This is a genomic window from Phenylobacterium glaciei (genome assembly GCF_016772415.1).
Lineage (GTDB): Bacteria > Pseudomonadota > Alphaproteobacteria > Caulobacterales > Caulobacteraceae > Phenylobacterium > Phenylobacterium glaciei.
Map to the genome: position 1 here is coordinate 1,191,959 of NZ_JAGSGD010000001.1, position 23,393 is coordinate 1,215,351.

Annotated in this window: 26 protein-coding genes; 9 read left to right on the forward strand and 17 right to left on the reverse strand. The window is 68.5% G+C overall.

The genetic code is table 11. The features are described 5' to 3' along the window. Positions 1–57 precede the first annotated feature (57 nt). Positions 58–414: a BA14K family protein gene (locus tag JKL49_RS05705; protein ID WP_215338889.1), complete on the reverse strand. Its 357-nt coding sequence runs from the start codon at positions 412–414 to the stop codon at positions 58–60. A 170-nt stretch (positions 415–584) separates the two neighbouring features. Between JKL49_RS05705 and JKL49_RS05710 the strand changes: the two genes are divergently transcribed. Next, positions 585–923 (forward strand): hypothetical protein, encoded by a 339-nt coding sequence (locus JKL49_RS05710; protein ID WP_215338891.1) that lies wholly within the window; start codon positions 585–587, stop codon positions 921–923. Between the two features lie 133 nt (positions 924–1,056). Here the strand turns inward: JKL49_RS05710 and JKL49_RS05715 are convergent, their stop codons facing one another. Next, positions 1,057–1,602, reverse strand: a complete 546-nt coding sequence (locus tag JKL49_RS05715; RefSeq protein ID WP_215338893.1) for a hypothetical protein — start codon at positions 1,600–1,602, stop codon at positions 1,057–1,059. Positions 1,603–1,664: 62 nt separating this feature from the next. After that, positions 1,665–2,090 (reverse strand): alternative ribosome rescue aminoacyl-tRNA hydrolase ArfB, encoded by a 426-nt coding sequence (gene arfB / locus JKL49_RS05720; protein WP_215338895.1) that lies wholly within the window; start codon positions 2,088–2,090, stop codon positions 1,665–1,667. Positions 2,091–2,292: 202 nt separating this feature from the next. Between arfB and JKL49_RS05725 the strand changes: the two genes are divergently transcribed. After that, positions 2,293–2,784 (forward strand): GNAT family N-acetyltransferase, encoded by a 492-nt coding sequence (locus JKL49_RS05725; protein WP_215338897.1) that lies wholly within the window; start codon positions 2,293–2,295, stop codon positions 2,782–2,784. A gap of 152 nt (positions 2,785–2,936) precedes the next feature. On the opposite strand, the gene JKL49_RS05730 is transcribed toward JKL49_RS05725, so the two are convergent. The 4 genes from JKL49_RS05730 to JKL49_RS05745 all read right to left on the reverse strand — a co-directional run bounded on the left by JKL49_RS05730 (position 2,937) and on the right by JKL49_RS05745 (position 6,519). After that, positions 2,937–3,413, reverse strand: coding sequence for a Fur family transcriptional regulator (locus JKL49_RS05730; RefSeq protein ID WP_215338899.1), 477 nt, complete (start codon positions 3,411–3,413; stop codon positions 2,937–2,939). 106 nt (positions 3,414–3,519) lie between these two features. Further along, on the reverse strand, positions 3,520–4,608 hold the full coding sequence (locus JKL49_RS05735; protein WP_249778035.1) for a DUF4167 domain-containing protein: 1,089 nt from the start codon (positions 4,606–4,608) through the stop codon (positions 3,520–3,522). Positions 4,609–4,876: 268 nt separating this feature from the next. Then, positions 4,877–5,746 carry a peptide chain release factor N(5)-glutamine methyltransferase gene (prmC, locus tag JKL49_RS05740; protein ID WP_215338903.1) on the reverse strand — a complete coding sequence of 290 codons (870 nt, stop codon included), beginning with the start codon at positions 5,744–5,746 and terminating at the stop codon, positions 4,877–4,879. Beyond that, positions 5,743–6,519, reverse strand: coding sequence for an MOSC domain-containing protein (locus tag JKL49_RS05745; RefSeq protein WP_215338905.1), 777 nt, complete (start codon positions 6,517–6,519; stop codon positions 5,743–5,745). The genes prmC and JKL49_RS05745 overlap by 4 nt, the downstream gene beginning before the upstream one ends. A gap of 162 nt (positions 6,520–6,681) precedes the next feature. Here JKL49_RS05745 and JKL49_RS05750 point away from each other — a divergent pair, with 162 nt between their 5' ends. Next, entirely contained in the window at positions 6,682–7,932 is a 1,251-nt protein-coding gene (locus tag JKL49_RS05750; RefSeq protein WP_347340358.1) for a YihY/virulence factor BrkB family protein, read from the forward strand. On the opposite strand, the gene prfA is transcribed toward JKL49_RS05750, so the two are convergent. Next, positions 7,890–8,966: a peptide chain release factor 1 gene (gene prfA, locus JKL49_RS05755; RefSeq protein ID WP_215338907.1), complete on the reverse strand. Its 1,077-nt coding sequence runs from the start codon at positions 8,964–8,966 to the stop codon at positions 7,890–7,892. The two genes, JKL49_RS05750 and prfA, sit on opposite strands and share 43 nt — an antisense overlap. Positions 8,967–9,160: 194 nt before the next feature. Here prfA and JKL49_RS05760 point away from each other — a divergent pair, with 194 nt between their 5' ends. Continuing rightward, a complete protein-coding gene (locus tag JKL49_RS05760) occupies positions 9,161–9,769 on the forward strand; it encodes a hypothetical protein (protein ID WP_215338909.1) in 609 nt (202 codons plus the stop codon). Between the two features lie 166 nt (positions 9,770–9,935). After that, a complete protein-coding gene (locus tag JKL49_RS05765; RefSeq protein WP_215338911.1) occupies positions 9,936–10,238 on the forward strand; it encodes a hypothetical protein in 303 nt (100 codons plus the stop codon). Positions 10,239–10,356: 118 nt separating this feature from the next. Here JKL49_RS05765 and JKL49_RS05770 read toward each other — a convergent pair whose 3' ends face one another. The 4 genes from JKL49_RS05770 to JKL49_RS05785 all read right to left on the reverse strand — a co-directional run bounded on the left by JKL49_RS05770 (position 10,357) and on the right by JKL49_RS05785 (position 13,603). After that, the gene (locus tag JKL49_RS05770) at positions 10,357–10,839 is read right to left on the reverse strand and encodes a hypothetical protein (RefSeq protein WP_215338912.1); all 483 of its coding nucleotides are present in this window, start codon (positions 10,837–10,839) and stop codon (positions 10,357–10,359) included. Between the two features lie 198 nt (positions 10,840–11,037). Then, positions 11,038–11,331, reverse strand: a complete 294-nt coding sequence (locus tag JKL49_RS05775; protein ID WP_215338913.1) for a hypothetical protein — start codon at positions 11,329–11,331, stop codon at positions 11,038–11,040. 146 nt (positions 11,332–11,477) lie between these two features. Beyond that, positions 11,478–12,611, reverse strand: a complete 1,134-nt coding sequence (ispG, locus tag JKL49_RS05780) for a flavodoxin-dependent (E)-4-hydroxy-3-methylbut-2-enyl-diphosphate synthase (RefSeq protein WP_215338915.1) — start codon at positions 12,609–12,611, stop codon at positions 11,478–11,480. Between the two features lie 65 nt (positions 12,612–12,676). After that, entirely contained in the window at positions 12,677–13,603 is a 927-nt protein-coding gene (locus JKL49_RS05785) for a helix-turn-helix domain-containing protein (RefSeq protein WP_249778036.1), read from the reverse strand. A 426-nt stretch (positions 13,604–14,029) separates the two neighbouring features. On the opposite strand from JKL49_RS05785, the gene JKL49_RS05790 reads away from it, so the two are divergent. Then, positions 14,030–14,821 carry a class I SAM-dependent methyltransferase gene (locus JKL49_RS05790; protein ID WP_215338919.1) on the forward strand — a complete coding sequence of 264 codons (792 nt, stop codon included), beginning with the start codon at positions 14,030–14,032 and terminating at the stop codon, positions 14,819–14,821. A 150-nt stretch (positions 14,822–14,971) separates the two neighbouring features. Here JKL49_RS05790 and JKL49_RS05795 read toward each other — a convergent pair whose 3' ends face one another. After that, positions 14,972–15,736, reverse strand: coding sequence for a hypothetical protein (locus JKL49_RS05795; RefSeq protein ID WP_215338921.1), 765 nt, complete (start codon positions 15,734–15,736; stop codon positions 14,972–14,974). Positions 15,737–15,979: 243 nt separating this feature from the next. Between JKL49_RS05795 and JKL49_RS05800 the strand changes: the two genes are divergently transcribed. The 3 genes from JKL49_RS05800 (at position 15,980) to JKL49_RS05810 (ending at position 18,551) form a co-directional block, all read left to right on the forward strand. Further along, positions 15,980–17,131 (forward strand): saccharopine dehydrogenase family protein, encoded by a 1,152-nt coding sequence (locus JKL49_RS05800; protein ID WP_215338923.1) that lies wholly within the window; start codon positions 15,980–15,982, stop codon positions 17,129–17,131. 45 nt (positions 17,132–17,176) lie between these two features. Next, on the forward strand, positions 17,177–17,656 hold the full coding sequence (gene greA / locus JKL49_RS05805) for a transcription elongation factor GreA (protein WP_215338925.1): 480 nt from the start codon (positions 17,177–17,179) through the stop codon (positions 17,654–17,656). Positions 17,657–17,765: 109 nt separating this feature from the next. Next, positions 17,766–18,551, forward strand: a complete 786-nt coding sequence (locus JKL49_RS05810) for a hypothetical protein (RefSeq protein ID WP_215338927.1) — start codon at positions 17,766–17,768, stop codon at positions 18,549–18,551. 20 nt (positions 18,552–18,571) lie between these two features. Here the strand turns inward: JKL49_RS05810 and ptsP are convergent, their stop codons facing one another. The 4 genes from ptsP to JKL49_RS05830 all read right to left on the reverse strand — a co-directional run bounded on the left by ptsP (position 18,572) and on the right by JKL49_RS05830 (position 23,344). Then, positions 18,572–20,836 (reverse strand): phosphoenolpyruvate--protein phosphotransferase, encoded by a 2,265-nt coding sequence (ptsP, locus tag JKL49_RS05815; protein ID WP_215338929.1) that lies wholly within the window; start codon positions 20,834–20,836, stop codon positions 18,572–18,574. A gap of 249 nt (positions 20,837–21,085) precedes the next feature. Next, entirely contained in the window at positions 21,086–21,514 is a 429-nt protein-coding gene (locus tag JKL49_RS05820; RefSeq protein ID WP_215338931.1) for a BLUF domain-containing protein, read from the reverse strand. A 7-nt stretch (positions 21,515–21,521) separates the two neighbouring features. Next, positions 21,522–22,217 (reverse strand): GTP cyclohydrolase I, encoded by a 696-nt coding sequence (gene folE, locus JKL49_RS05825; protein WP_215338933.1) that lies wholly within the window; start codon positions 22,215–22,217, stop codon positions 21,522–21,524. Between the two features lie 122 nt (positions 22,218–22,339). Further along, the gene (locus tag JKL49_RS05830; RefSeq protein WP_215338934.1) at positions 22,340–23,344 is read right to left on the reverse strand and encodes a TIM44-like domain-containing protein; all 1,005 of its coding nucleotides are present in this window, start codon (positions 23,342–23,344) and stop codon (positions 22,340–22,342) included. Positions 23,345–23,393 lie beyond the last annotated feature (49 nt).

A 23,393-nucleotide genomic window follows, 5' to 3' on the forward strand; every position in this document is an offset into this window, starting at 1 on the left:
GAAGAAGGCCCCGCTCATCGCTGAGCGGGGCCTGATTCTACGTAGGGTCAGGCCAGCCTAGAGCCGGCAGCGGACCCAGCTGCGGCCGGTGAAGTACATGTCCCGGGCCGGGCTGTAGCTGCGATAGCGCATCTGGCAGGCGCGGACATGGCCGTACCAGCCATTGTGCTTGCGCCAGTGACGCGGCGGGGGAGCTGGGTGGCGGCCCCACTGGTTGTCCCAACGGCCGTAGCGATTGTCATACCCGTCGTGGCGGTTGCGAACGCCGTCACCGTCACGGTCGCGGTCGTAGCGGTTCGGAACGCCGTCTCGGTCCATGTCGCCGTAGGGCCTTGGCTGGGCGGACGCCGCGCCAACGCCGATCGAGGCGGCGATGGACATGGCGGCCAGGCCGATAGTGATGAGTTTGCGCATCAGGTGTCTCCCTTGTGGGTATCCGTCCCGATGGGGTTAACGCCCTGGTAATGGGTTAGTTCGGCAAAAGCTGACGATCTGTGCTATAGGGGGCCATGACTGATCGCGCCCCTGCTGTTCGCGTCTGCGAACGTTCGCGCGTTTTCCAAGACCAGTAAGGAGTCGGCACGATGCCCGAGGAACAATTCATCCAGATGTACGTCCGCGATTTCGCCACCATGGCGTCGCGGGTCGAGGCCGGGTCCGACATCGAGGCCCAGCTCAACAAGCGCATCACCGAAACCCGCTCCCACGCCGCCCTGATGGACGCGCGCAAGGCCGAAGGCCATCTGGCCGCCGTCATCGACCGCCTGCGTTCGGAAGCCAAGAAGGACGCGTCCCAGGCGGTGAAGAACACCCCCGACCCCATCGCCGCCGCCGCGCGTCGCCAGGAATTCCTGGTGCGCGTGGCCGACATGCTCGACTCCGAGCTGGCCGAACCCGAGAAGCGCGGCGCAGCCCGCTTCTGAAGCCGCTCGCGGCTTCGGAAGCCCGCTCATCCCGGCGCAGGCCGGGACCCAGGTCGTAAGTCACTGCCCGAGCCAGGAATCCTGAAAGCGGTGGATGTATCTGGATCCCGGCCTGCGCCGGGACGAGCGGATTTTACAGCTCGATCGCCACCGGCTTGCCCGCGCGGATCTCCACGCGGCGCATGATGGCCATGTCCGGGCCTTCGCCGCCCACGGGCTTGGCGACCGTGATCACGAACCACGCCCCATTGGCCAGGCCCTGGAAGCTGAAGTGGTCGCTGGCGTCGCAGGTGGTGCGGCGCACGAAGGCCGAATAGTCGCCGTTGGGGGCCGAGGGCGTGCGGGCCCGCACCTGTTCGGCCGGCAGGGCCGAGCGGTCGGGCGAGTTGTAGAGGATGGTCATCCGCCGGCGCGTCCACAGCGTCTCAGGCGTCAGCACCACGCCGGCCCCGGCGCAGGTGTAGCGCGCAACACCGCTGCGGAAGGTCATGCGCCCATCGATGCGGCCCTTGCCGGGGATCGCCGACCAGGCGAAGTCGCCCGGACGGAACAGGCCAGCCGACGGCGGACCGCCCGTACCCGGCGGCGGAGGCGGCGGCGGACCCAGCGGAGCTGTGGTGGCGCAGGCCGAAAGCCCAAGAAGGGCGGCGGAAATGATCAGGAGACGAGCGGGGGTCATGTCCCGGCCACCATAGGCAAGGGGAGGGCTGCGCGCCAAGGGGGTTCGTCGCGCCCGCGACATCAGTCGTCGCCGCGAACCTTCCCTCGGGTCGCCTTGACGCCGCCGCGTTTGACCTTGGAATCCACCCGCCGCGCCTTGGCCGCCTTGCTGACCTTGGTCTTCTTGCGGGGTGGGGGCGGCGGCTTGGCGGCCTCGCGGATCAGGTCCAGCAGCCGGGCGAGCGCATCGGCCCGGTTCCGCTCCTGGGTCCGATGGGTCATGGCCACCAGCACCAGCACCCCGTCCAGGGTGATCTTGCGCCCGCCCAGCTTCATCAGGCGGATGGCCACGTCGTTGGGCAGGGAGGGCGAACCGCGCACGTCGAAGCGCAGCTCGACGGCCGTGGACACCTTGTTGACGTTCTGCCCGCCGGGACCCGCGGCGCGGATGAACCGCTCCTGGACCTCGTCGTCGTTCAGGGTGATGTCGGGGGTGACTTCGATCATGGCTTCCAGCAGCGCTTGTGAGCCGCTAGTCTCACATCATGCGTCACGTAGCGACCCTTATGCAGATTTGCACCGCCCGGCCCGGGCTGATGGGAACTGCTGTGCGCTAGGACGAGCGAGACACACCGCAGACCACCAGCCCCGCCGGCAACGGACGGGGCTTTTTCATGGGCCCTCTCCGCCGATAATCTTGGAGAGAGACATGAGCGACATCCTGATCCGGGCCCGAGAGCCCGCCGACCTGGCCGACATGACCGAGCTGCTGAACCAGCCACGCGCCATCTGGGGCACGCTGCAGATGCCCTTCGTCAGCCTGGAGGCTCGCCAAAAGCGCGCCGCCGCCGGCTCGCCGGGCGACCTGCACCTGGTGGCGGTGATCGACGGCAAGGTCATAGGCTCGGCGAGCCTCAACCGGTTTGAGAACCGTCGGGTCCACGCCGGGTCCATCGGCATGGCCGTGCACGACGCCTATGCCGGGCGTGGCGCGGGCACGGCCCTGATGGCGGGCCTGGTCGGCCAGGCCGACAACTGGCTGAACCTCAAGCGGCTGGAACTCAACGTCTGGTCCGACAACAGCCGCGCCATCGCGCTCTACGAACGCTTCGGATTCGAGCGGGAAGGGCTGTTCCGGAACTACGCCTGGCGCGACGGCGCCTATGCCGACTCGGTGGCTATGGCGCGGTTGAGGCCGTGAAAGTTGAATCGTCATGGCCGGGCTTGTCCCGGCCACCCATGATCTCCGTCGTTCAGAAAGGATCCGCGGCGCGGGCCGCGCGATCTGCTGGCAAGCGGAGATCATGGGTCCCCGGGACAAGCCCGGGGATGACGATCAAGAAGGGAGGGCGCTCATTGGCACGCCAGGCAAAGCCCGCGCGCCTCCAGCGTCACCGCGCGCACCGCGTAGCCCGCGGGCGCGGCGGCGGCGATCTGGGCGTCGAGCTCGGGTTCGAACTCCTCGGCCGCGCCGCAGCACTCGCAGATCAGGAAGGCGGCCCGGTGCCCCTGTTTGTCGCGGCGGCAGGGGACATAGGCGTTGAGGCTCTCTATGCGGTGGGCGAAGCCCAGGCGTTCGAGAAATTCCAGGGCGCGGTAGACGGTGGGGGGCTTGGCCGGTTCCCCGTGCGCGCCGAAGGCGGCGATCAGATCATAGGCCTTCAGCGGCGCGTTGGCCTCCAGCAGCAGCTCCAGCACCCGGCGGCGCGGGGTGGTCAGGCGCTCCTGGGCCTGCACGCAGCGGCTCTCCGCCGATACCAGGGCATGGCGAAGGTCCACACCCTTGATGCCCGGATGCGCGCCGTCTTCATGGTGGCACTCGGTTCCCATGACTATTGGCTACCTGTCCGCGCGGTTTCCCGCAACCAGGGGAATATGGTGTCGCAGGCCCCAAATGCGAAGGCCGGGATCAATGACCCCGGCCTTGGCTTTCTCGCTACGCGTCTTCGGTTTCCGAAGGCGGACCGCCTTCACCACCCTCGAAGCTGCGCGGGGCGCGGCGACGCTTGGGCTTGGCCGGCGCGTCCTCGGTCGAGGCGACGGCGGCCGGGGTCTCGGCCTTGGGCGCGCGGGGCGCCCGAGTGGTCGGGGCCTTCAGGAAGGCCGGAGCGTGGCTCTCGCCGCCATCGTCGTCGCGCAGCACAGGCGAGCTGCGGGTTTCAGCGGGCACAAGCGGCGCGGCCTGCGGTTCGACCACCGCCAGCGGATCGCGCTCGGGGCGGTCTTCGCGCGGGCGGTCATCGCGGTCGCGCCAGCGGTCGCGGCGCGGACGGTCGTCACGGGGGCGGTCGTCGCGGTTACGGTTCTCACCCTGTGGGCGGTTCTCGCCCTGGGGGCGGTCTTCGCGCGGCCGGTCATCCCGAGGACGATCGTCGCGGGGGCGGTCGTCGCGGTTGCGGTTCTCACCCTGGGGGCGGTCATCGCGGCTGCGGTGCTCGTCGCGGGGCCGGTCATCCCGGGGACGATCGTCGCGCGGACGGTCGTTGCGGTCCTGACGGTCATTGCGTGGGCGGTCGTCGCGATTGCGGTCCTGGTCGCGGGGACGGTCGTCGCGGCTGCGATTCTCGTTCTGAGGACGGTCTTGCCAACCGTTGTTGCTGCGGGCCTCGACAGCCTCGCCGCCTTCACCGGCTGCTTCTTCCTTGTCGGCCTTTTCAGCTGCGTCGGCGTCGGCCTGGGCCGCGGCCTGGGCGCCGCTCTCGTCTTCGAAGTCGATGTCGAAACCGGAGGAGAATTGGTCACGGCCCAGAATCTCGCTGGCCGCACGGGTCGGCTGCATGGCGCGGACGACCCGGAAATAGTGTTCTGCGTGCTGCAGGTAGTTCTCGGCGAGGACCCGGTCCCCGGCCGTGGAGGCGTCTCGCGCCAACTGTTGGTATTTTTCGAAGACGTGCTGGGCGTTGCCGCGGACCTTCGAGCCTTCCGGCCCGTTGGAATCGAACGCCCGATTGGCGTTCTGCTGCTGGGGCTTCCCGCCGCCACCACCACCACCGCCGCCGCGATTGCGACCGCGCTGACGCTTCATACCCTTGAAATCTCTCATTATTCGCTAACCGTTCCGCCGGCGCTCCAGCTCATGCCGAGATGCGCGGGCTTGCCTTTTCGTCTTGCTCAGGTCCCGAAGACCCGAGAATTCGTGTTGAAGACGTAAGTGTTCCCCGTCATCCGCCCTGTCTTGAGGCGAGCGCCACTTAAAAGCCGCGCCTGTCGGTGTGGTGCTGGATCCTGTTTTTCAGGAGGCCTAACCCCGGGCGCCGACGAATTGGGTGGAGACAGGTAACTGATCTAGCGATTCAGCCCCGAGTTTCCAAGGGGTTTTTCGTGCCTGTGACAACGCGATCGCGTGTCGACAGGTCCGGGATGGTCGACACCCCCTGCGCACCGGCCGCCTTGAACAGCGCCTCGACCGCCAGCTTCTGGTCAAAGCCGATCTCCACGGCGAACATCCCGCCGGGCTTCAGCACCCGCAAAATCTCCGGCGCCAGCAGGCGGTAGTGGTCCAGGCCGTCGGCCCCGCCGTCCAGGGCCAGGCGCGGTTCGTGGTCGCGCACCTCCGGCTCCAGGGTCTCGATGACGTGGCTGGCGATGTAGGGTGGATTGGAGACCACCAGGTCGAAGCTGGCGTCCCCCAGGCCCGCCGTCCAGTCGCCGCGCAGCAGGGCCAGGCGACTGGCCAAGCCCAGGTTGGCGGCGTTCTCGCGGGCGACCGCCAGCGCCTCCTCGGAGACGTCGATGCCCAAACCCTTGGCGGCCGGCCGCTCCGAAAGAATCGCCAGGATGATCGCGCCCGACCCGACCCCCAGGTCCAGCACCGAGAACGCCATCGCCTCGGGGAAGGCCGGCAGGACGGCGTCCATGATGGTTTCGGTGTCGGGGCGCGGGGTCAGCACATCGGGCGTCACCGACAGCATGATTTTCCAGAAGCCCTTGCGGCCCAGGATGTGGCTGACCGGCTCGCGGTTCTCCCGGCGCTGCAGGTAGTCGGCGAGCGTCGCCTCCTGCTCGGGCGTGAGCTCGCGGTAGGGATCGGCGACGATGTCGGCGCGGGTGGCGTCGGCGGCCGCCTCCACCAGCAGGCGCGCCTCGATCACCGGGCCGTCCAGGCGGGCGGCTTCCAGGCGCTTCTTGGCGCTCTGCCAGGCCTGCAGCAGGGTCAGGCTCATCGGACAGGCTCCATCTGGGGGGCGGTGCAGGCGTCGCCCACCGTGATCTGGCCCGCGTCGGTGACGTGCATGTAGATGCCGCAGAACATGTGGCCGTAGTTGTCGAACAGGGCCTTTACCAGGTCCATGTCGCGCTCGGCGGTTTCTGGGTCCACGTGGATGGCGGCGCAGCGGACGATGGGCTTGAACACCTTGGCGCGCGCGAAGCCCAGCATCAGCTCCCGGCCGACCCAGTCCATCTCCGCCCAGGGCGCCCAGCCCTCGACATAGAGGTTGGCGCGGAACCGCAAGGGATCAACCGGGCGGCCGATCTTCTGTTCCAGGTCGCGCAGGCTGGCCAGGTTGATGATCGAGACGTGGCCCAGGGGGTGATCTATGAACCGGTGGCCGGGCGCTTGGATGACCTTCAGCTCGCCACGCACCTCGTCCCCCAGCAGGGCGGTCAACCAGGCGGCGAAAGCCGCGCGGCCAGGCGCGTCGGCCATCGAACCCTCGAAGTCGGGCTGGCCCTGCGCGGTGGCCCGCAGGATTCCTGTCGCCTCGTCATAGGCGGTGCGGGCCTTGGCCACGTGGGCGATGGCCATCAGCACGGCGAACTTCTGCTTGGGGATGAAGGCCGGCGCGGCGGGATCGAAACCCGAGGGGCCGTTCTCCACCGCCCACATACGGTCGCAGGGGAAGGGCTGGCCGACGCTCAGCATCGCCTGGTTCAGGCGCTCGGGCGTGAACCCCTTGATCGGGTGGCGGTAGAGGGCGGCGACGTGACCGGTCATCCCGCCCTGTTGCCGCAAGCTCCCGCCGCGCGCAACCGGCGCCGCGCCACAATCATGGCGCCGCTTGGGATCAGCCTGCGGGTCACACAGCGGCGTCCGCACGGAACGAGCGTCGCCACTGGGTGTTCAAGCTGTGGCTTAGCGCCGGGAGGGTGGGGGAACGTGCGCAAGCTGTTCTCGAAAAAATGGACGAAGGAAGGACTGGCGCCGCTGGCGTTCCAGGCCGCGCCCTGGGTGGCGCTCGCCGCCGTGGCCGCCTTCTGGCCGCGGAAGAACGCCAAGCCCAAGCCGGGCTTGAGCGTCCAGGCCCACGCTGACCCCGAATCCTTCGAAGTCGCCGAGCCCGGCCGCGGTCGCCTGGCCGACGCCCCGCACCGCATCCCCATGCGCGGCTGGAAGGACGTGCTGTGGCGCACCTATCGCGAGATCACCTGCGACCGGCTGAGCGCGGTGGCCGGCGGCGTGACCTTCTACACCCTGCTGGCCCTGTTCCCGGCCATTGGTGTGTTTGTCTCGCTGTACGGCCTGTTCAACGACGTCTCGGCCGTCCAGAGCCAGCTGAACCAGTTCGCCGCCGTCATCCCGACCTCGGTGATCGACATCGTCGGCGATCAGATGCTGCGGCTGGCGACCCGGCCTCACGCCTCCCTGAGCGCGGCTTTCATCATCAGCCTGCTGCTCTCGGTCTGGAGCGCCAACGCCGGGATGAAGGCGCTCTTCGACGGCCTGAACATCGCCTATGACGAGGCCGAGAAGCGCAACTACGTGGTCCGCACAGCCATGACCTACGCCTTCACCTTGGGCCTGCTGGTCTTCCTGACCCTGGTCAGCGCGATCCTGGTGGCGGTGCCGCTCTATCTGAAGGACGCGGGCCTGGCGGATTTCCCCCTGGTCTGGGTCCCCCTGCGCTGGCTGGTGATCCTGGGCCTCGCGGCCACCGCCTTCTCGATGGTCTACCGCTATGGCCCTTGCCGCGCCCGCGCCCGCTGGCGGTGGGTGAGCCCGGGCGGGGCCTGCGCCGCCTTGCTTTGGCTGGGGGGCTCCCTGGGCTTCTCCTGGTACGTCAACAACGTCGCCCACTTCGACGTCACCTACGGCTCCCTGGGGGCGGTGATCGGATTCATGATGTGGATCTGGTTCTCGGTGATGGTGGTGCTGATCGGCGCCGAGCTGAACGCCGAGATCGAGCACCAGACGGCGCTGGATTCCACCACAGGCCCGGCCCAGCCCATGGGTGTGCGCGGCGCGGCCATGGCCGACACCGTGGGCCTGGCCTTCCACTTTGATGCGAAGAAAGTGCTGTCCAAGGTCTGGGTGGACGGGACCGATCAGGCCGAGAAGGTGCTGACGGCGGCGCGGCTGCGCAAGCCTCAGCCGAACTCGTCTTCCAGGGCCGACAGCCGGGCGGCCTGATCCTCGGCGATCAGTGGATTGATCACGTCGTCCAGGCTCTCGCCTTCCATCACCTTGGCCAGGTTGTAGAGGGTCAGGTTGATGCGGTGGTCCGTCACCCGGCCCTGCGGGAAGTTGTAGGTGCGGATGCGTTCCGAGCGGTCGCCGGAACCCACCTGGCTCTTGCGGGCGTCGGCGCGGGCGGTGTCCAGGGCGTCGCGCTGCTGGTCGTACAGGCGCGCCTGCAGGACCTTCATGGCCCGGGCGCGGTTCTGGTGCTGCGACTTCTCTGACGAGGTCACGACGATGCCGCTGGGCAGGTGGGTGATGCGCACGGCGGAGTCGGTCTTGTTGACGTGCTGGCCGCCGGCTCCGGACGAGCGGTAGGTGTCGATCCGCAGGTCCGACGGGTTGATGTCGATCTCCACGTCCTCCACCTCGGGCAGGACGGCGACGGTAGCGGCCGAGGTGTGGATGCGGCCGCCGGCCTCGGTGTCGGGCACCCGCTGCACGCGGTGGACGCCGCTCTCGAACTTCATGCGGCCGAACACGCCGTCCCCGGTGACCGAGGCGATGATTTCCTTGTAGCCCCCGACCTCGCCCTCCGAGACGCTGTCGATCTCCACCTTCCAGCCCCGGGTGGTGGCGTAGCGCTGGTACATGCGGAACAGGTCGCCGGCGAACAGGGCCGCCTCGTCACCGCCGGTGCCGGCGCGCACTTCGAGAATCGCCGAGGCGTTTTCGTCCTTGTCCTTGGGGGCCAGCAGCAGGGCCACCTCGCGCTCGAGGCCCGGCAGCTTGTCGCTGAGAATCTGCAGTTCGTCGCGAGCCATGGCCGCCATCTCGGGATCGCCCGCCGCGGCCATCTCTTCCAGTTCAGGCGCCTCGGCGCGCACCCGGGCGAGGTTCACGACCGCGTCGGCCACGGGCTTCAGCTCGGCGTGCTCCTTGGACAGGCGCACGATCTCCTGGCCATCGGTGGCCGCGCCCATGCGGGCCTCGATCTCGCGGAAGCGGTCGAGGACCTGGTCGAGTCTGGCTTGGGGAAGGCGCACGGAGGGATCACCGGGGAGAAAACGGAGGCTTCCTCTACCCCCCCTCCGCCCCCTTGCCAAACATCTGATCGCGGGTCACTCGCCCGAGACGGGTGTTCGGCTTGCCAAGCTCCCGCTTTGATGCTCGTTAACCATCATCATGGGGGCGTGTTGTTCAGGTTGGTCTTGCGCCGTTGCGCGTGGGGAGGGCGGAGATGAGTGATCATCCGACGCCGCCCAAGGCGGACGCGCATCCGCAGGCCCACGCCATCTGCCGCTGCGGTTTCGCGCAACCGGTGATGATCTGCACCTGTCCGGTCCACCCGGCCCCGGCCAAGCCGGAAGCCCCCAAGAAGCCCGCCCCGCCGGCCTTCAGCGACCAGGTGCCCGAGGCCTTCGCCAAGGGGTTCAAAGACGTGTGGACGGGCGTCGCCGCCGGCCGCTCGCCTGTGGGCCTGATCGCCGACTGCCGGATGCTGCTGGCCGTCCTGCTCACCGAACTGGAGCGCCGCAACGGCGCCGCCTCGCCGAAGTCTGAGTGGTACGTCCGCCAGCCGCCGAAGACCGGCATGAAGACCAAGATCGATTCGCTGGTGACGAAGGGTGTCCTGCTGAAGGGCGTCGCCGATCTGGCCAAGCGGATTTCCCAGCTGGAGCCGGGCTCGGAGGTCAACATCCTCTATCCCATGGGCGATCCGGCCCAGGCCCGCGACTACATGAACCTGATCTGGCAGGTGGCCGATCAGGGATTCGAACAGGACCGCTGGAGCCGCACCGGAGAGGCCCCCCTGCGTGTGGTTCCCGACGCCAAGGACGGTCATTGAGGGAGATGTTCGCCTCTCACCCAATCTGGGCGCCCAAGGTTCGCCTACTGAGGGTTGCCGGCTTCCCCGGCGTCGCAGCCGTGCTTATGCTCAGCCCATGCCGTCGATCCTAGAGCCCGAAAACCGAAGGCCGCGCCGGACCCTTCCCCGCAAGGGGGTGGATCCCATGGTCGGCGAAATCGCCGAGGCCCTGCTGCATCTGGGTGGCTCGGCGCATCGTGATCGCGTGCTCGAAGTCCTGGCCATGAACCGCTCGGCCGACGGCGAGCTGCAGCTGAGCCTGCGGGCCCGCGCCGTGGCCGCTTTTGACGCCCATTCCGGATCCGACCGCGACAGCCGCGGCGTGCGGCCCCTATTCCGCAAGCCCTTCGGCCCGGGCTCCCACCGCTGGGCGCTCACCGCCGAGGCCGAAGCCTTCCTGCGCGCCGGCGGTGCGGCCCGCGACGTGCAAGCGTCGGCGAGTCTGTAAGAGATCCGCTCATCCCGGCGAAAGCCGGGACCCGGATACATCCGCCGCATTCAGGATTGTTGGCTCAGGCCGAGATCTACGACCTGGGTCCCGGCCTTCGCCGGGATGAGCGGAATCGCTAGGCCACCGCTTCCGCCAGCTCCGCGCCGTCATCGCTCATATCGACACCGATCCGGCGCAGCTGGATGAACAGGCGGCGCAGGTTGATGAAGCTCGCCCGGGTCAGGCGGGTCATCTTCTCGCTGGCCATGATTTCGGTTGGGACGATCAGGCCGCCGTCGATCCGCACCAGCAGGCCGGCATCAATGAGGCCTTTGATCTTGCGCCGCACCGTCTCGTTGGGAATGCCCAGGGTCGCAGCCAGGGCGACCCCGGTCACCGGCCGGCGCATCTCGTTGGGCGGCAGGCGCACCACGGTCGCGAGTTGGGCGGTGGCCTCGGGATTTGTGGCCAGGTGGCCGACATTGGCCTCCACCACCGAGGCGAAGACCAGGGCCGCGGTGATATCCCCGCCATACTCGCGGTTGACCATATCTACGGCCCGGAGGATCGACCCGATCGCCATACGCACGGCGAGGCGTTCCTTCAGTTCAGTGTCCACGATCAAACCCCGGTTTCCGCAGCGGCGGAGGGCCGCTGTCGAACCCCATTATGGTGAAGCCTCGCTCGAGCGCGATGCCTTCGGTCCCCAAATTGGGGTGTTTTGACAATGGTTTACATTCGGTCGAACGCGCACGGAAAAGGGCGGTCCGACCCATCGGTCGACCCGCCCTTCAAAACTTCCGACGCTCGTGAGAGCCTAGGCGCGCGTGCCGGTCAGCGGCGCATTGCCGAAGGCGCCGAGCTTCACATTGCCCGACATGGCGTCGCCCGAAACGGTGGCTTCGAATTCCAGCGTCATGGGCATGGGCGAGGTGATCGAGGTCGACCAGGTCAGCTTGTCGCCGTCGACCTTGCCTTCGATGGCCTGCTCACCGGCCGGGGTCTGGGTGGTTCCGGTGAAGGTTCCGCCGTTGGTGGTGATAGAGGCCGTAACCGTCTGCGCGCCCATGGGCGAGTTGATGGTGATCTTCCAGTTGCCGTCAGCGGACATGGTGTCCCTCCCTTATGGTGGCCGGCACCTAATCAAGGCTATCGCCGCCGCGCAAGTGGTGACGCAGGCGTCAACTTTGCATTTATCGGTGAACGGGTTCGCCCGCCCGGTGACTCAAGCCAAAAGCGGCCCAAGAGCGGCCAAGCTTACTCGGCGGCCTCCAGGCGCTTGGCGTCCAGTTCGGCGGCCTTGGCCTCCACCAGTTCGACGATGTGGTCGACCATCCGGTCGTTGTCCATCTTGTGGTCGGGCTTGCCGGCCAGATAGACCATGCCCGCCCCCTTGCCACCGCCGGTGAAGCCGACATCGGTCATCAGGGCCTCGCCTGGGCCGTTCACCACGCAGCCGATGATCGACAGGCTCATGGGCGTGGCGATGTGGGCCAGGCGGGCCTCTAGGGCCTCCACGGTCTTGATGACGTTGAAGCCCTGCCGGGCGCAGGACGGGCAGGCGATGATGTTGATCCCGCGGTGGCGCAGGCCCAGCGACTTCAGCATGTCGAAGCCGACCTTGATCTCCTCGACGGGATCGGCGGCCAGGCTGACCCGGATGGTGTCGCCGATCCCGGCCCACAGCAGGTTGCCCATCCCGATGGCGGACTTGATGGTGCCCGAGCGCAGGCCGCCGGCCTCGGTGACGCCCACGTGCAGCGGACAGTCGATGGCGTCGGCCAGCATCTGATAGGCGGCCACGGTCATGAAGATGTCCGAGGCCTTCACGCTGATCTTGAACTCGTGGAAGTCGTGGTCCTGCAGGATACGGGCGTGGTCGAGCGCACTCTCCACCATGGCCTCTGGACAGGGCTCCCCGTATTTCTCCAGCAGGTGGGGCTCCAGGCTCCCGGCGTTGACGCCGATGCGCATGGAACAGCCGTGGTCGCGGGCCGCCTGGATGACGTCGCGCACCCGGTCGGGCCGGCCGATATTGCCCGGATTGATCCGCAGGCAGGCCGCGCCAGCCTGGGCCGCCTCGATGCCGCGTTTGTAGTGGAAATGGATGTCGGCCACGATCGGGACCTTGGAGGCCTTGACGATCGTAGAGAGCGCCGCGGTGGACTCCACGTCGGGGCAGGAGACGCGGACGATGTCGGCGCCGGCCTCCTCCAGCTGACGGATCTGGCCGATGGTGGCGTTGGCGTCGGCCGTCAGCGTGTTGGTCATCGACTGCACGGTGATCGGGGCGTCGCCGCCGACCTCCACATTACCCACCCGGATCTTGCGTGAGGGCCGGCGCGTGATGGTGCGCCACGGACGGAGATGGGTGTGATCGTGAGCGGTCATGGCCGACAAAATAAGCCTGTCACCGTGAAATCCCAAGCGGCTTCCCCCGCAAATTTGGGGGGCGACTATTCCGGGGCGGCGAGCTTGGAGACCAGGGTCTGGGCCGCCGGCAGCAGGCCCTTGCTCTGGCCGCCCACGAAGACCTGGACCGAGGAGGGCTCGGCGACGTCCACCGTCAGGCCCTTGAGCATGGGGGCCCGATAGGCTTCCCCGGCCGCGAGCTGGCGGGCGAAATAGACCGACGAGTCGGCGCCGCGCACGATAAGCGAGGTGGGCTTGCGAGCCTGCAGGGTGACGATGGAGCCTGCCGCCGGCGCGCCATAGACCGGGCCGTTGGCGACGAAGGTCGGGGCCAGCGGCGCGCTGGGCGCGGCGATGACGTTTTCCGGATGGTCCTTGGCCAACTTGGCGGCGTCGTCGGCGGCCTTGCTGGAGCCGTCGCCGGCTGTGGCCGCTTCCAGGCCCGGAGTTTCATAGGGGGTGGGCGTGGTGGACTCCACCGGCGCGGGCAGGGGCGCGCCCAGAGACACCGGACCGCCGGGCGCGGCGGGGGTCTGCAGGCCGATTGCGGAAGCTTCCGGCGCGGTGGCGGCCGGCGGGGCCTGCTCGCTCATGGCGCGTTGGGCGATATTCCACATGATGATGGCGCCGACGATCAGCAGGCCGACGATGACGATGGCCATGACCCGCGGGTCGCCGTCGCGCCGCACGCCGACCGGCGCGCGCAGCGGCTCGTCATGGGCCGGCTCGTCCAGCTTGAAACGCTCGACCGCCGCCTCGCCGTCCATGCCCAGGGCATTGGCGTAGGCCCGCACATAGCCGATGGTGAAGGGACGCGAAGGCAGCTCGTCCAGGCGCATCTCTTCGATCGCGGCCAGATAGGCGCGGCGGATGCGCGTGGTGTCAGCGACGTCCTGCAGCGTCAGGCCGCGGAACTCTCGCGCCGACTTCAGGGCCGCGCCAATGTCAGGTCCGGTGTCCATGGTGGGCATATAGGAGTCCGGCAGACCGGGATCGCGTTCCCCGTCCGCTCGCAAATTCAGATTTGTAACCCCGCCAGTATCGAGAGGCATGGCTACCTGACACCCCACTGTTTGACCGCGGCTTAACTTCGCGGCCTTGCCCCACTCCGCATTAGTGCGGAGTTGTTAATACAACTGACGAGATATCACGCTAGACTACGGAATTCAATGCGTTATTTGGCCACTGATGGTTAACTCGCGTCTCAGGCGAGACCCGAAAGCTTGGCCGTTATTTTGCGTCATCTGCCGCCGCCTGCGCCAAATTGGGACAGGTTGGCCGGCCGGCGGCGTGACCCCGTTCCCTCACCCTAGCGCTTATCGCGACGAACGTGCCGTTCCAGGCCTGGGTGCGGGCAAGGATCGTCTATAACGCGCGCCAGCCTGGGGGAAGATTAGATGCACGCCGATGAGGTTTCCCGAAACAACCAGCAGGGCTGGGACCGCCGCGTGGAAGAACAGGACGTCTGGACGCGGCCGGTTTCACCTGAGGTGGTCGCCCGCGCGCGGGCCGGCGACTGGTCGGTGTTCCTGACACCCAACATTCCCGTGCCGCGCGACTGGTTCGGCGACCTGGACGGCAGGGATGTCCTGGGCCTCGCCTCGGGCGGCGGCCAGCAAGGGCCGATCCTGGCGGCGGCGGGCGCGAAGGTGACGGTGTTTGACGCTTCCGAGCGTCAGCTGGCCCAGGACCAGGCGGTCGCCGCCCGCGACGGCCTGGTCCTCACCACCCGCCAGGGCTTCATGCACGATCTGTCGGCGTTCGCGGACGACAGCTTCACCCTGATCTTCCACCCGGTCTCCAACTGCTTCGCCCCGGAAATCTTGCCGGTGTGGCGCGAGGCGTACCGGGTGCTGCGGCCCGGCGGGGCGCTGCTGGCGGGCTTCATGAACCCGATGGTCTATGTCTTCGACGCCGCGGCCGAGGATCGCGGCGAGCTGATCGTGAAGCACGCCTTGCCCTATGCCGACATCACCCACCTGCCGGCCGACGACCTGCAGCGCCTGATCGCCCGCGACCACACCGTGGAGTTCAGCCACACCCTGGAGGCGCAGATCGGCGGCCAGCTCCAGGCCGGCTTCGTGCTCACCCACATGTTCGAGGACCGCGATGGCGGCGCGCCTGCGAACGTACGCTCGGCCTACTTCCCCACCTGTATGGCGACACGGGGGATCAAGCCGGCGGCTTGATATCAAATTACAATCGTCATCCCCGGGCTTGTCCCGGGGACCCAGGATCTCCGTTTCACCGCAGAGCGCACGGCGTCCGCCGTGGACGCTTGCTGAACCTCGGAGATCATGGATGGCCGGGACATGCCCGGCCATGACGATCAAGAAGTCTTACGCGTTCGCCGTCGCCGCCGCGGGCATCTGATAGGGCGGGGCGTTGGGATTGCGGCCGATCCAGATCTGGCCGCTGCGGGCCATCACCTGGCCCGCGGAGTCGAACAGGGCGACGCCGGCGAAGAACTTACGGCCGTCGACCTTGTCGGCCCAGGCCACCACCACATAAGTCTCGCCAGCCTTCGGCTTGACCAGGACCTCGCCGGCCATGGTGCCCAGCAGGCCCACATGGGTGTCGGTCTTGATCCACCATGCCATGGAGCCCGAGCAGTCCAGGGCCGCCCAGGTGATCTCGTCGGGCATCGTGCCGTCCGGGTTGGCGAAGTTGGCGTGCGGCGTCCAGGTTCCGGCGCACACCCCCTCAGGGGCCCCATCAATCTGACCAACATGTACGCCCAGGCCCTCGCCGTCCTCACGCTCGATGCAGCAGGAGAAGCAGCCGCGGTGCAGGGACTTTTCGGCGAAGCGCGACGCCGCCGCGTAGCGCTTGGCCTCTTCCACGGTGGGGGGCTTGGGGGGCATCGGAATGGCGTCGTCGGCGGCGGGCTTGGCTGAGCCCAGCGGCTGGCCCTCGGCGTTGCTCAGCACCACGCCACCGTCCTCGGACGGCGTCAGGGTGACGGCGACGTCCAGCGGGACCCCGCTGCGCAGCATGGCGCTGCCACGGCCGCCGACCGCGTTGGAAAGCACGCCGCAGATGTAGCCGCCGTTGGCGGTGACGGGCGGGCCGCGGAATTGTCTCGGAACAATGATCTCAGACATTGGAAATGGATCTCAGGTTCGTTGAAATGAAAAAGGCTATGTCCGTTCTCTGCCGTCCGAAGGCCGACTGCGCAATGGGTCTGGGCGCCACACGCAGCGCTTTCAGGCGAAGTGGACGCCGGTTCGCCGTCCGAAAGCGCGCAAGCAAAAGGTGAGAGCGCCTTCTTTTGGCGCTCGGCTAGAATTGCGTATGGGCCTCAATCGCGGCAGGGTCCGCGCCAATTCAAACGGGAGGGCGCGTCCATGAACGTGAAGGCCGAATTCGACATCATCGTCTATGGCGCCACCGGCTTCACCGGCCGGCTGGTGGCCGAGTACCTCGCCCAGACCTACGGGGTCGGCGGCGACGTCAAATGGGCCATGGCCGGCCGCAGCGCCGACAAGCTGGCGGCCGTCCGCGACGAGATCGGCGCGCCCAAGGACACCCCCCTGATCGTGGCCGACGCCGCCGACCCCGCCTCGGTCAAGGCCATGGTCGCACGCGCCAAGGCGATCCTGACGACCGTCGGCCCCTACCAGCTCTATGGCTCCGAGCTGGTGGCCGAGTGCGCCGCCCAGGGGACCGACTATCTCGACCTGTCGGGGGAGCCCAACTGGATGGCCGAGATGATCGGCAAGCATGAGGCCGCCGCCAAGCAGAGCGGCGCGCGCATCCTGTTCTCCTGCGGCTTTGACTCCATTCCCTTCGAGCTGGGCGTCTACTTCGCTCAGAAGACCGCCAAGGAAAAACTTGGCGCCATGGTCCCGCGCGTGAAGGGCCGGATGCGCAAGATGCTCGGCGGACTTTCGGGCGGAACGGCGGCTTCGGGCCGCGCCACCATGGCGGCTCTGCAGAAGGACCCCAGCCTCTTCGCCCTGATGATCAATCCCTTCGCCCTGACCCCGGGCTTCGAGGGCCCCGCCCAGCCGACTGGCGCCAAGCAGGAACACGACCCGGACGTGGACGCCGACGTCGGCCCCTTCATGATGGCCGCCATCAACACCAAGAACGTCCACCGCTCGAACCTGCTGCAGGGCCACCCCTACGGGACCGACTTCGTCTATGACGAGATGTCGATCATCGATCCCAAGACGCCGGCCGCCTTCGCCGACATGCCGGCCGAGGGCGGTCCGCAGCCGGGCGAGGGTCCCAGCAAGGCCGAGCGCGAGGCGGGCTTCTACGACTGCCTCTTCATCGGCATCGCCCCGGACGGCCGCAAGGTCCAGGTCTCGGTCTATGGCGACAAGGATCCGGGTTACGGGTCCACCTCCAAGATCATCGCCGAGACGGCCATCGCGCTGGTCAATGCGCCGGACGTGGCCGGCGGCATCTGGGTGCCCGGCGCGGCGCTCGGCGACCGGTTGGTGCAGCGGCTGTCGGACAAGGCGGGCCTGACCTTCAAGGTCGAGAGCTAAAGGCAGTCTGGCGCGTTAGACGCTCCGGACCCTGAGGGATTTTCCATGAGCGTTGCGTTCACCAAGGAAGGGGATGCGGAGGCCACCGCCGCTGACCTCCCCGACCGCCCGATCTCGCCGCACCCGAACCTGGTGACGCCCGCCGGCATGGCCGCCATCGAGGCGGCCCTGGCCGACGCGCGCGCCGCCTATGCGGCGGCTCAGCATGTCGGGGGTATCGAGGCCGACCGCACGGCCATGGCGCGGGCGACGCGGGATTTGCGCTACTACGCCGCCCGCCGCGCCAACGCACAGCTCATCGAACCCAGCGCCGAGACCGACACCGTCCGCTTCGGCGGCGGCGTCACCATCGACCGGGAGGACGGCCGCCGTCAGACCTTCCGCATCGTCGGCGAGGACGAGGCCGATCCGGCTCATGGCAGCGTCTCCCACGTCTCGCCCCTGGCCCGCGCCCTGATGGGCAAGCACGTCGGCGACACCGCCATGCTGGCAGGCGCCGAGGTGGAGATCGTCGCCGTCAGCTGAGGCCCAGGTCGAGACGACCCTCAAGACTTGGCGCAAGGCCGACAAGCTGCGACATTATGGTCAGCCGGCCGGGCCGATCGGTCGGCGTCACAGTCCCGGGGGGGATGAGATGGCTGCTGTATCTGATGGATCGCCCGCGCCGGCCGGCCGGGACGAGGGCTTCTTCCTGCGCGGCGCCGGCGCCATGGCTCTGGTGATCGTCGCCGGCTTCTCGGTGCAATTGGCGATGGGGCGGTCGAGCTTCTCCTCACCGCCGCTCGTCCACGCCCATGCCATCGTGTTCATGGGCTGGGTGGTGATCTACCTGCTGCAGAACGTTTTTGCCGCGACGGGCCGCACCGCCCTTCACCGCCGTCTTGGCTGGCTCGCGGCGGCCTGGGTTGTGCCCATGCTCGTCCTGGGGTTCGCTGTGACAATCGCGATCGTACGCCGTGGCGGGGTCCCGTTCTTCTTCAAGCCGCTGCAGTTCCTGGTCTTCGACCCTGTGTCGCTGCTGACCTTCGCCGGCCTGACCGTGGCCGCGATCCTGATGCGGGGCCAGAGCGACTGGCACCGACGCCTGCACTTCTGTGCGATGTCGGTGTTGCTCGGCCCCGGCTTCGGGCGGCTGCTGCCCATGCCGCTGATCGCGCCCTGGGCCTGGGAGGCGACCCTGGCGGTCTGCATGATCTTCCCCCTGGTTGGGATGTGGTCGGACAAGCGGCGCAGCGGTCGGGTTCACCCGGCCTGGCTCTGGGGACTCGCCGCGATGATCGGATGCCTGCTGATGACCGAGGCGATCACCTACAGCCCGGTCGGCGGGGCGATCTACGACGCTGTCGTGGCGGGAACGCCGGGCGAGGCCGTGGCCCCGCTGGCCTTTGCGCCCCCGCCAGGGCCGCCACCCGCGCCCTAGCCCCAGGTTGACGGGCCCGTCTAGATGGCGACGGAGGTCTTGCGCGCCAGGGTCTCGATCTCGTTGCGGATCGAGCCGGCCGAGCTCTTGATCAGGGCCGAGACGCCACGGCGCGCGGCCTCGCGGTCGCAGGACAGCACCATCTGCTTGACGGGGCCTAGACCCGCCGGCGGCATCGACAGCCGCTCGAAGCCGAGCGCCACAAGGACGAAGGCCTCCAGGGGCCGGCCCGCCATCTCGCCGCAGACCGACACCGGCGTGCCGGTCTCGGCGCACGCCTGCTGGATCTGCTGCAGGGCGCGCAGGGCCGGCGGCGACAGGAAGTCGTAGCGGTCGGCCACGCGGGGGTTCCCCCGGTCGGCGGCGAACAGGTACTGCATCAGGTCGTTGGTCCCGACGCTGACGAAGTCGGTCATCGGTAGCAGGGCGTCCAGGTGCCAGATAAGCGACGGCGCCTCGATCATGGCGCCGACCTCCAGCCGCGAGGGCGCCGCGCGGCCCCGCCGCTGGGCCCAGGCGATCTCGTGGTCCACCAGGGCGCGGGCGGCGCGGAACTCGTCCACATTGGCCACCAGCGGGAACATGATCCGTAGTGGCCGGCCGCGCGCCGCGGCGATCAGCGCCCGCAGCTGCAGCCGCAGCAGGGCCGGCCGGTCCAGCCCCATGCGGATCGCCCGCCACCCCAGGGCCGGATTGTCTTCCCGCTCGGCCTCCAGATAGGGCAGCACCTTGTCGCCGCCGAGATCGAGGGTCCGGAAGGTCACCGCCATGTCGCCCGCCGCGTCCATCACCCGGCCATAGAGGGCGGTCTGGGCGTTGAAGCGCGGCATCTCCTCGGCCACCATGAACTGGAACTCGGTGCGGAACAGGCCGATGCCCTCCGCCCCGGTCTCGGCCAGGATGTCCAGGTCGACGTCCAGGCCCGCGTTCATCAAGAGCGTGATCTTGGCCCCGTCGCGGGTGAAGGCCGGGGTGTCGCGCAGCTTGGCGAACTCCGCCCGCCGCTGGGTGCGAACCTCCAGCCTGGCCTGCAGCGCCGTGATGACGTCGGGACGTGGCCGCAGATAGGCCTCGCCGGTCTCGGCGTCGACGATGACCGCGTCGCCCTCCGACACCTTGTCGCGCAGGCCGGCCAGCCGTCCCACGCAGGGGATGTCCAGAGCGCGGGCCACGATGGCCGCATGGCTCGCCGCCGAGCCCTCCTCCAGCAGCAGGCCCTTCAGCTTGGTGCGGTCGTATTCCAGCAGGTCGGCGGGCCCCAGATTCCGGGCGATCAGGATGGCGTTGGGCGGCAGCTCGCGCCGCTTGTGGCCCTCGCCCGACAGGTGGCGCAGCAGCCGGTCGTTGAGGTCTTCCAGGTCGTGCAGCCGTTCGCGCAGATAGGGATCGCGGGCCTGGCCCAGCCGGGCGCGGTGTTCGGAGCGCACCCGCTCGACGGCGGCCTCGGCGGTCAGGCCGTTGCGCACCGCGTCCTCCAGGCTGCGGTTCCAGCCGCGGTCGTGAGCGAACATCCGGTAGGTGTCGAGCACCTCATAACTGGCTTCGACGAGTCCGTGCTGGCCCTCCAGCATCTGGTCGATTTGGGCCTGCAGGCTGGCGATAGCCGCGGCCAGCCGCAGCTCCTCGGCCTGGACGTCGTCGCTTAGCAGCTTGGACGTCGCCACTGGCGGCTCGTGAAGGACCACCACCCCGATCGCCAGGCCGTCGGCGAACTTGGCGCCCTTCAGCCGCTCGGGGCGGTGCGGCACCAGCTCTGCGTTCTTCAGCGCGCCTTCGCTGGCCAGTTCGCTACCGGCCACCATCTCGGCCAGCACCATGGCGACGATCTGCAGGTCCTCGACCTCGTCGTCGGAATACACCCGCTCGGTGCGGTTCTGGACCACCAGCACCCCGATCACCCGGCCGCCGCGCAGCAGGGGCACGCCCATGAAGGCGTGGAAGGGGTCTTCGCCGGTTTCCGGGCGGTAGGAGAAGGCCGGGTGGTTGGGGGCGTCCGACAGGTTCAGCGGGCGGCCCAGACGCAGGATCTCGCCCACCAGGCCCTCGCCGGGTTTCAGCCGGGTGACGTGGACGGCGGTGGGGTCCAGGCCCTCGGTGGCGAACAGCTCCACGTCGTTGGAGGCGCCGCGCATGTAGAGCGAGCAGACCTCGGCCACCATCGAGCGCGCGATGATGCGCACCACCATGTCCAGGCGTGACTGAGCCGGCCCGCCGCCGGCCAGCGCCTCACGGATCTGCCGCAGCAGACTCCGCTGTCCTCGAATGGCGATGCCTTGCTGGGCCATCGTCCCCGCGTCTCTCCCTAAACTGGCGCCCCTCCGGACGGCCCGCGGCCAGCCCGGCCGTCTTGACCGCTCCCTAGCAGCTTTGAACGTCGGAACGGAGACGGAAATGAGGAGTGTGTGTGCAGGATTGTCGCGAGTGGTGGAAGTTTGGGCGCTGAGCGCCGTCTTCCCCGGGCGCGATGAGGGCCGGCGCGGGGCGTCTGCGCCTCGGACCGTCCACCCGCAACGCCGCCCCCGGCGAAAGCGGGCCTATTCCGCGCGGTTCAGGATCGAGGCGGTGGCCACCAGTTCGCCCAGCAGGGCCATGGTCGCCGCCCCCGAACAGTCGAAGGGGTCCAGTTCCACCCTCTTGAAATACTTCAGCAGCAGGGCCGGATTGAGTTTGGCGATGCTGACGTGGCCCATGGTCCAGTTGCCGAACCGCCGCTCGCTGATCTCCTCATAGGTCAGCAGGCGGACGTTCTGGTGGCGATCGTCGCGGACGATGGCGTTGAACAGTTCGCAGACCTCGTCGCGCCCGCCCTCGATCACCTGGACGAACAGGTCGTCCGAGACGCACAGCAGGCCGGTGATGCCCAGGGCGGGGTTGTTCTTGCGCGACTGGGCCAGGATCAGGTCCAGGCCGGCGCCTTGCAGGGCGGCGGCGGGGCGGCTGGCATATAGGCAGCGAACGAGCATCTCGGCCTCAGGATCTGTGCTTCAGCAGCGAGAGGAACTCGCTGCGCAGGTGGTGGTCCTTCAGGAAGGAGCCGCGCATGACGCTGTTGATCATCATGGTCTCGTTGTCCTTCACCCCGCGCCAGTGCATGCAGAAGTGGTCAGCCTCCATCACCACCGCCAGGCCGTCGGGGCGCACCTTCTCCATCAGCAGGTCGGCCATCTGGGTGATGGCCTCCTCCTGGATCTGCGGCCGCGACATCACCCATTCGGCCAGGCGCGAATATTTCGACAGGCCGATCAGGTTGGAGTGCTCGTTGGGCATCAGACCCACCCACAGCTTGCCCATGATCGGACAGAAGTGGTGGCTGCAGGCGCTGCGGATCGTGATCGGTCCGACGATCATCAACTCGTTCAGCGACTCGGCGTTGGGGAACTCGGTCACCGGCGGCGGGGCGGCGTAGCGGCCGCGGAACACCTCGGTCAGGTACATCTTGGCCACGCGCTTGGCGGTGTCCTGGGTGTTGTGATCGCTCTCGGTGTCGATCACCAGGCTCTCCAGCACGCCCTTGAACTTGCCTTCGACCTCGGCCAGCAGCGCCTCCAGCTCCCCGGGTTCCAGGAAGGCGGCGATATTGTCATTGGCGTGGAAGCGCTTCTTGGACTTCCGCAGGCGCGCGCGGATCTTGGCGGAGACCGGTTCGTCGGTCGGGGGTTCACTCACCGGGTCTCTGCTCCTGAACTCTGGGCGGGCCCGCGCGGCCCGTCCGCCGCCCGGGGCCCGAGCCCAAACCTATACGACGCCCACGGAGCCCCGGATGCAACGACTCCCGGGTCGACCGGCCCTCAGGCCTCCTGGATCGCCGACAGTTTCCAGGCCCCGCCGCGTGGCCGGGTGAAGGTCCAGTGCTCGGTGGTCTCGGTGGCCTTGCCCGCGTCGCCCTCCAGCACCGCGTTGCTGGTCCGGTCGCGCATCACGTCGATGCTGGAATAGCGCAGGGCGGCGGTGGCGTAGTCGGTGTCGTCCTCACGCCAGGCCTCGGCCACGTCGGCCTGCAGCAGGCGCACGTCGGACACCTCGTTGCGGCGGCCTTGGGTGGCGTTCTGGCTCAGCTCCTCGGACAGGTAGCTCATGATCTCCGGGGTCGTCCGCTCGCGCAGGGCGGCGTAGTCCTCGCGGCCAAAGGCGGACTGGACCTCGCTCAGCAGTTCCTCGAAACGGTCGCGGTCGGCCTGGGTGACGCCGATTTCCACGGTCTCCGGCTCGGGAGGCGGCGGTACGGCGCTGGCGCCGCCGCCGAAGCCCGCGCCCAGGCCGCTGTTGGCCGGTTGTTCAAACCCGCGCGCCCCGCCGAAGGGCGCCACATTGTCCCGCGCATAGCCGGCGGGGCCGGCGGTCGCCGCCCGCCGGCGGCGGAACAGCATCACGATCAGGCCGACGCCGAGGCCCAGGATGGCCAACTGCATCAGGGTGTTCATCATCCCGGCGCCCGCGCCGCCCCAGCCGTGGCCGAGGAACATGCCCAGCAGCCCGCCGGCCACCAGGCCGCCGAGGATGCCGCCACCCATCCCGCCCAGGAACCCGCCGCGCCGCGGCGCCTGGGCCTGCGCCGCCGCATTGGCCGGCGCCTGCGCCGTCGCGCCCGGACGTTGGGTGTTGGGGGTCATGGAGCGCTGGATCGGCGCGGTCGCCTGAGGCGCCGTCGCGGTCGGCCGCGGCGCGCTATAGGTCCGCATCCCCCGGCTGCCGAAGCTCCCGCCCCGCCGCGCCTCAGCGGTCTCCGCCGCCATCAGGCTCAGGACGAGGGTCACCCCCAGCATGGAGGTCAGTTTGGCGGCGGTGCGGCTCATGGTCGGAAGTCTCCCTTTACCGCGCATGTAAGGCGCCACAAGCGCCACC